Origin of the sequence: Acidovorax sp. HMWF018 (genome assembly GCF_003061035.1) — a bacterium.
Lineage (GTDB): Bacteria > Pseudomonadota > Gammaproteobacteria > Burkholderiales > Burkholderiaceae_C > Acidovorax > Acidovorax delafieldii.
Map to the genome: position 1 here is coordinate 1 of NZ_QAIM01000258.1, position 4,497 is coordinate 4,497.

The window sequence follows — 4,497 nt, forward strand, 5'->3', positions numbered from 1 at the left end:
CCCATGGACTCTGCCGTCGAACCTAAGGCTACGCTGAACAAGTAGCCGATTTGAGCGATCCGCTGCCCAATGGGTCGCTGACGCGGGGAAGCCTCGCGGTTTGACCGCGTTCCCCGGCCATACCGGCCGTGCTTGCGCACTTGGAGTGCGCAACGGGCGCACTCATGCCGCGAGGCGCTGCCGCGCCAGGTAGATGTTGGCCAGACCCAGCACCACGAACGAACGTGTGGCGTTCTTGGCAAGGCCTCGGTAGCGCACCTTGGCAAAGCCCCAGAGCCGCTTCACCACGGCAAAGACGTGTTCGACTCGGGCGCGGACCTTGGACTTGTTGTGATTCTTCGAGCGCTCGACCTCGTCGATCTCGCCATCCCTGCGCACGCGCTGGTTGGTGAAGTCCTTGGCCTGGGGCGCCTTCGATTCGATCAACGCCCTCTGGCTGGCGTAGGCGCTGTCGCCGTATACACGCTGCTCGTTCCCGTGCAACAGCTCGGGCAATGGATGTTTGTCATGCACGTTGGCTGCCGTGACCACAGCGCTGTGCGCCAGCCCAGTGCGGCTGTCCACGCCGATGTGCATCTTCATGCCGAAGTACCACTGCTGGCCTTTGCGGGTCTGGTGCATCTCCGGGTCGCGCTGTTTGTCGGCGTTCTTGGTCGAGCTGGGCGCGCCGATGATGGTGGCATCCACGATGGTGCCGGTGCCCACCTTCATGCCTCGGGCCTGCAGCACCTCCCCCACCTTGGCAAACAAGGCCTCGCCCAGCTTGTGCTTCTCCAGCAGGCGGCGAAACTTCAGCAGCGTGGTCCCGTCAGGCACACGTTCACGCCCCAGATCAATGCCTACAAAGCGGCGCAGCGCCGTGCTGTCGAGCAGAGCCTCCTCGCAGGCCTCATCAGCCAGGTTGAACCAGTGCTGCACGAAGTACATCCGCAGCATGCGTTCCAGTCCGATCGGTGGGCGCCCGTTGCCGGCCTTGGGGTAGTGCGGTTCGATGACCGAGCACAACTCCTGCCACGGCACGATCTGCTCCATCGTCGCCAGGAATGTGTCCCGCTTGGTGAGCTTGCGGTATTGCTCGTAGCCGTCGCCTTGATCGGCTGCCATCGCCAGGGTTTGCTGTTTCATCTTCACCTTCGTGTCTCTGGTGTCTCGATACATGCAAACCTCGCGCCACCTCTCAACTTGTTCAGCGTAGCCCTAAGTGGCAGCAATCAGTCTTGACTTGACGATGGGCACGGAGACGTGAACGGCCGCTGATGGCCGATGTGCGTCATGGTAGCGGGGGCGGTGGTGGGCACTGAGCGGACTGAGACCTTGGGACCTTACCTCGACTGGTCTTTCAGTACTCGCAGCGCCAAGTAGGCTACGCAAGCGCCGAGGGCCGTCCAAAACAGGTGGTAGGCAACATGGCCGGCAGGCACACCAAGTGCTGCCTTCAAGACTTGCGCCAGACCGTTGCGGAGCGACGAGATGGTTGGCGACGGCGGTGCCAATGTGACGGCCGCCCATGCGCTGAGCAAACTCAAGCCGGCTCCCACAACGAAAAAGAACCAAGCAGCAATCTTCGCTTCGCGCACGTTGCCTCCTCCTCGAATGTCCACTTCTGGCCGCTTTCGGCAGTTTGGCTGCAGTCCGGTCAGTTGTTCTTAAGTTGTTCTCTCGCGTCCTGCCAGTCTTCCCAGCAGTGCTCTGGCCTGACATCTCGATAGCCCCGCTCTTGCTCCATAGCTAAAGCCGCGCTGTAGGGCATGCTCATGCACACAGACTTATCGCGGATGGCATGTACTTCCAATTCTGTTAGTGGCGAACCCTTTTCACTCTCCAGCCGATACAAAATCGCGACGAGGGCTGGTATGAAAACGAGGCAAACAGGGTCATCTTCGACCGTTTTCTCTTCCATGGAGTCTGGCGCTTTCCAATTGATTTAACGTCTGATTGTGGCCGGTGTCAGACTCTTGCAAGTTCAGCCTCAACGAATCGCTGAATCCTATTTATCAGACTGGCGAGTTCAGGTTGGTTTCCATACATGTCGAACTCCCGGGTGGCGATGAGACCCATAGAAAAAGGTCCTGGTCTGGGGCCTTGCTTGCCACTCGACGCAAATTCGCGACACCAGGCAAGTTGACGCTCAATGCTTTGTGCGGGCTCCAGGCCGGCTAACGCCATAGGGTAAATGTCGGCTAGTGCGCCGTCTATGAGTGCGAGCAGTTCGTTATTCATGTAAATGTTGAATGGCTGCTTCTGGCCAATAGTACGCGTTCGATGGCTAAGTCTGGAGGACGGCAATCGCTGCACTGCCGGCGCTGGGCCAGAAATTCTGAGCGGCTCTTGAGGGTCGTCCTGCGTCGATCAGGGTGGCGCTGGGCCTCCTACTTCAACGACTCAGAGCGTGCTCGAATTGAGCCTTATTACGTACAAAACTGTTAGTCTTGATTCTTGTTGAAGAATCAACGACCTAAATACCTACTAACAGTTAGGGTCATTCAGAAATAACGACGGCTGCGCCATTGCCCGATCGAACGAGGCCAAGGAACTGGGGGTGCGGATGGGCCATCCCTGGCATGAGATCCGGCACTTGGAGAAGGAGGCCGGTCTTGTGGCCCTCTCAGCGAACTTTGCGCTGTATGGCGACATGTCTGACCGCATGGCCAGCCTGGTGGCTGCGCTGGGTCACCGCCATGAGGTGTATTCCATTGATGAGAGCTTTGTGGACCTCAGTGGCATCCGGGGCGACATGACCGAACGAGCCCATGCCATCCGTGCCCGGGTGCTGCAGTGGGTCGGTATTCCCTGTGGTGTGGGTATCGCCCCGACCAAGACCCTGGCCAAGCTGGCCAACCATGTGGCCAAGACAGCTGAACGCAAACCTGGCTCCTATCCCTCGAAATTGGCCCAGGTGTGCAACCTCGCGCAGTTGCCCCGTGACGAATTGGATGCGGTGCTGGAATCGACCGATGTGGGAGAAGTCTGGGGCGTGGGGCGCAAGATCGCGGCCCAACTGAAGGACGCGGGCACCGAGAACGTCCTGGACCTGGCACGCCTTGATCCGGCCACGGTGCGCAGGCGCTGGTCGGTGGTGCTGGAGCGCACGGTGCGAGAGTTGCAAGGCATGCCCTGTATCGGATTGGAGGAACAACCGCCACCTAAGAAGGAAATCGCCTGCACCCGGTCGTTTGGGCAACCCATCAGTGACCTCCAGGCGTTGGAACAGGCCGTCAGCACGTTTGCCAGCATGGCAGCGCAGAAGCTGCGCAGGCAGGCCAGCCACACGGCCCATGTGCTGGTGTTCATTCACACCAGCCCCTATCGCAAAGGGCCGCAGTACGCCAGATCCATCACCGTACCGCTGCTGCGGGCCACCAGCGATACGGTGCCCGTAGTCAATGCCTCATTGGCTGGGCTTCGCCGGATCTACCGATCGGGCTACGCTTTCATCAAAGCTGGCGTCATGCTGCTGGACTTGCACAGTGCAAAGCTGCGGCAGGGAGAGCTCGATCTGGAACCGCTGGAAGCGCAAGACTGCGCACGTGAACGGCTGATGGGGGTGCTCGATGAGCTCAATCAGCGCTATGGGCGAGGGGCGGTGAAGTTGGCCTGCGCGGGAGTCGAGGCGACGGGAGAGCGTACAAGCTGGGCCATGCGGCAGGAGCGCAGGTCACCGGCTTACACGACCTGTTGGGAGGATATGTTGGTGGTGGGGGAGTGAGTCAACATCTTCGTAGATTCACTCCACGGGAAGCGATCTGAGGCTTTGGTTACAACAATGTACGGGCGGTAGGCCGCTTTAGGCTGGGTGCAGTCACTCGAGTTCGCAAAGCTGAATGTCAGGCGTAAGTGAGACCTGACGAAGGTGCTCCATTAGTAGTTGACACCGGTAGCCGCTCCTTCTTACGATCTACCTGCGGTTCAAGCCGAATCGTGGGCAAGTTGGCGCCCGTCAGTGCACGCACCGGACCCTGTCCGGCACGGCAAAGCCAGTTGGATTGCGAGAGTTCCCTTTCCCCGGCTCGATGACCTCCACTTGGAGAGCCGGACAACGCGTGCCGTCCCTCGATGCTCTCTAGGAGTTCATCCATGGCAACCACTGCTGCGCCGACGGCGCATCCCGCCTCCCCTCAAGACCTGCAGGCTACGGCCGCAGCCCTGTGGACCTACGTCCATCTCAAGGTGCCCCGCTTCACTTCCGAGGCCGCGCTCAAGGTCGTCGAAGGCCTCCAGCCCCAGCCCGATGAAGACCCCAAGCTCCTGGCCAAGCGCCTGCGCAAAGCTCTGAGCGACACGGGCGTCGCTCTCAAGCACACGGCAGCGCTGGACGCCGCGTCCCGCATCCTCGGCCGGTCCAGCTGGCACGCCCTCAATCGGGAGCCGCTCACCCCGAAGCTCAAGCTCACTATGGTGGTCAAGGCGCCGGAGGAGGAGTTCTCTAGCTGGCACGAGCTCGCGCCGCGGCTCGCCGAGTGGCTCGAGGCTTGGCATCAGGTCAAGCCCACCAAGGTG

Annotated in this window: 5 protein-coding genes and 1 pseudogene; 2 read left to right on the forward strand and 4 right to left on the reverse strand. The window is 60.6% G+C overall.

The features are described from left to right. Positions 1-162: 162 nt before the first annotated feature. The 4 genes from DBR23_RS09360 to DBR23_RS29260 form a co-directional block, all read right to left on the reverse strand. Complete coding sequence (locus tag DBR23_RS09360) at positions 163-1,125, reverse strand: IS5 family transposase (RefSeq protein ID WP_062407895.1); 963 nt, start codon at positions 1,123-1,125, stop codon at positions 163-165. A gap of 197 nt (positions 1,126-1,322) precedes the next feature. After that, entirely contained in the window at positions 1,323-1,577 is a 255-nt protein-coding gene (locus tag DBR23_RS29255; RefSeq protein ID WP_146191298.1) for a hypothetical protein, read from the reverse strand. 59 nt (positions 1,578-1,636) lie between these two features. Then, positions 1,637-1,900 (reverse strand): hypothetical protein, encoded by a 264-nt coding sequence (locus DBR23_RS09365; RefSeq protein WP_108498061.1) that lies wholly within the window; start codon positions 1,898-1,900, stop codon positions 1,637-1,639. Between the two features lie 47 nt (positions 1,901-1,947). Beyond that, on the reverse strand, positions 1,948-2,220 hold the full coding sequence (locus tag DBR23_RS29260; RefSeq protein WP_146191299.1) for a hypothetical protein: 273 nt from the start codon (positions 2,218-2,220) through the stop codon (positions 1,948-1,950). A 286-nt stretch (positions 2,221-2,506) separates the two neighbouring features. Between DBR23_RS29260 and DBR23_RS09370 the strand changes: the two genes are divergently transcribed. Beyond that, the gene (locus DBR23_RS09370) at positions 2,507-3,706 is read left to right on the forward strand and encodes a Y-family DNA polymerase (RefSeq protein WP_341274963.1); all 1,200 of its coding nucleotides are present in this window, start codon (positions 2,507-2,509) and stop codon (positions 3,704-3,706) included. Positions 3,707-4,074: 368 nt separating this feature from the next. Beyond that, positions 4,075-4,497: pseudogene (locus DBR23_RS09375) on the forward strand (glyoxalase superfamily protein); the annotation flags it as partial.

What these genes read in the sequence shown, in the direction of transcription:
- DBR23_RS09360 (WP_062407895.1), bottom strand. Translation starts at nt 1,125, where the DNA reads ATGAAACAGCAAACCCTGGCGATGGCAGCCGATCAAGGCGACGGCTAC.
- DBR23_RS09365 (WP_108498061.1), bottom strand. Translation starts at nt 1,900, where the DNA reads ATGGAAGAGAAAACGGTCGAAGATGACCCTGTTTGCCTCGTTTTCATA.
- DBR23_RS29260 (WP_146191299.1), bottom strand. Translation starts at nt 2,220, where the DNA reads ATGAATAACGAACTGCTCGCACTCATAGACGGCGCACTAGCCGACATT.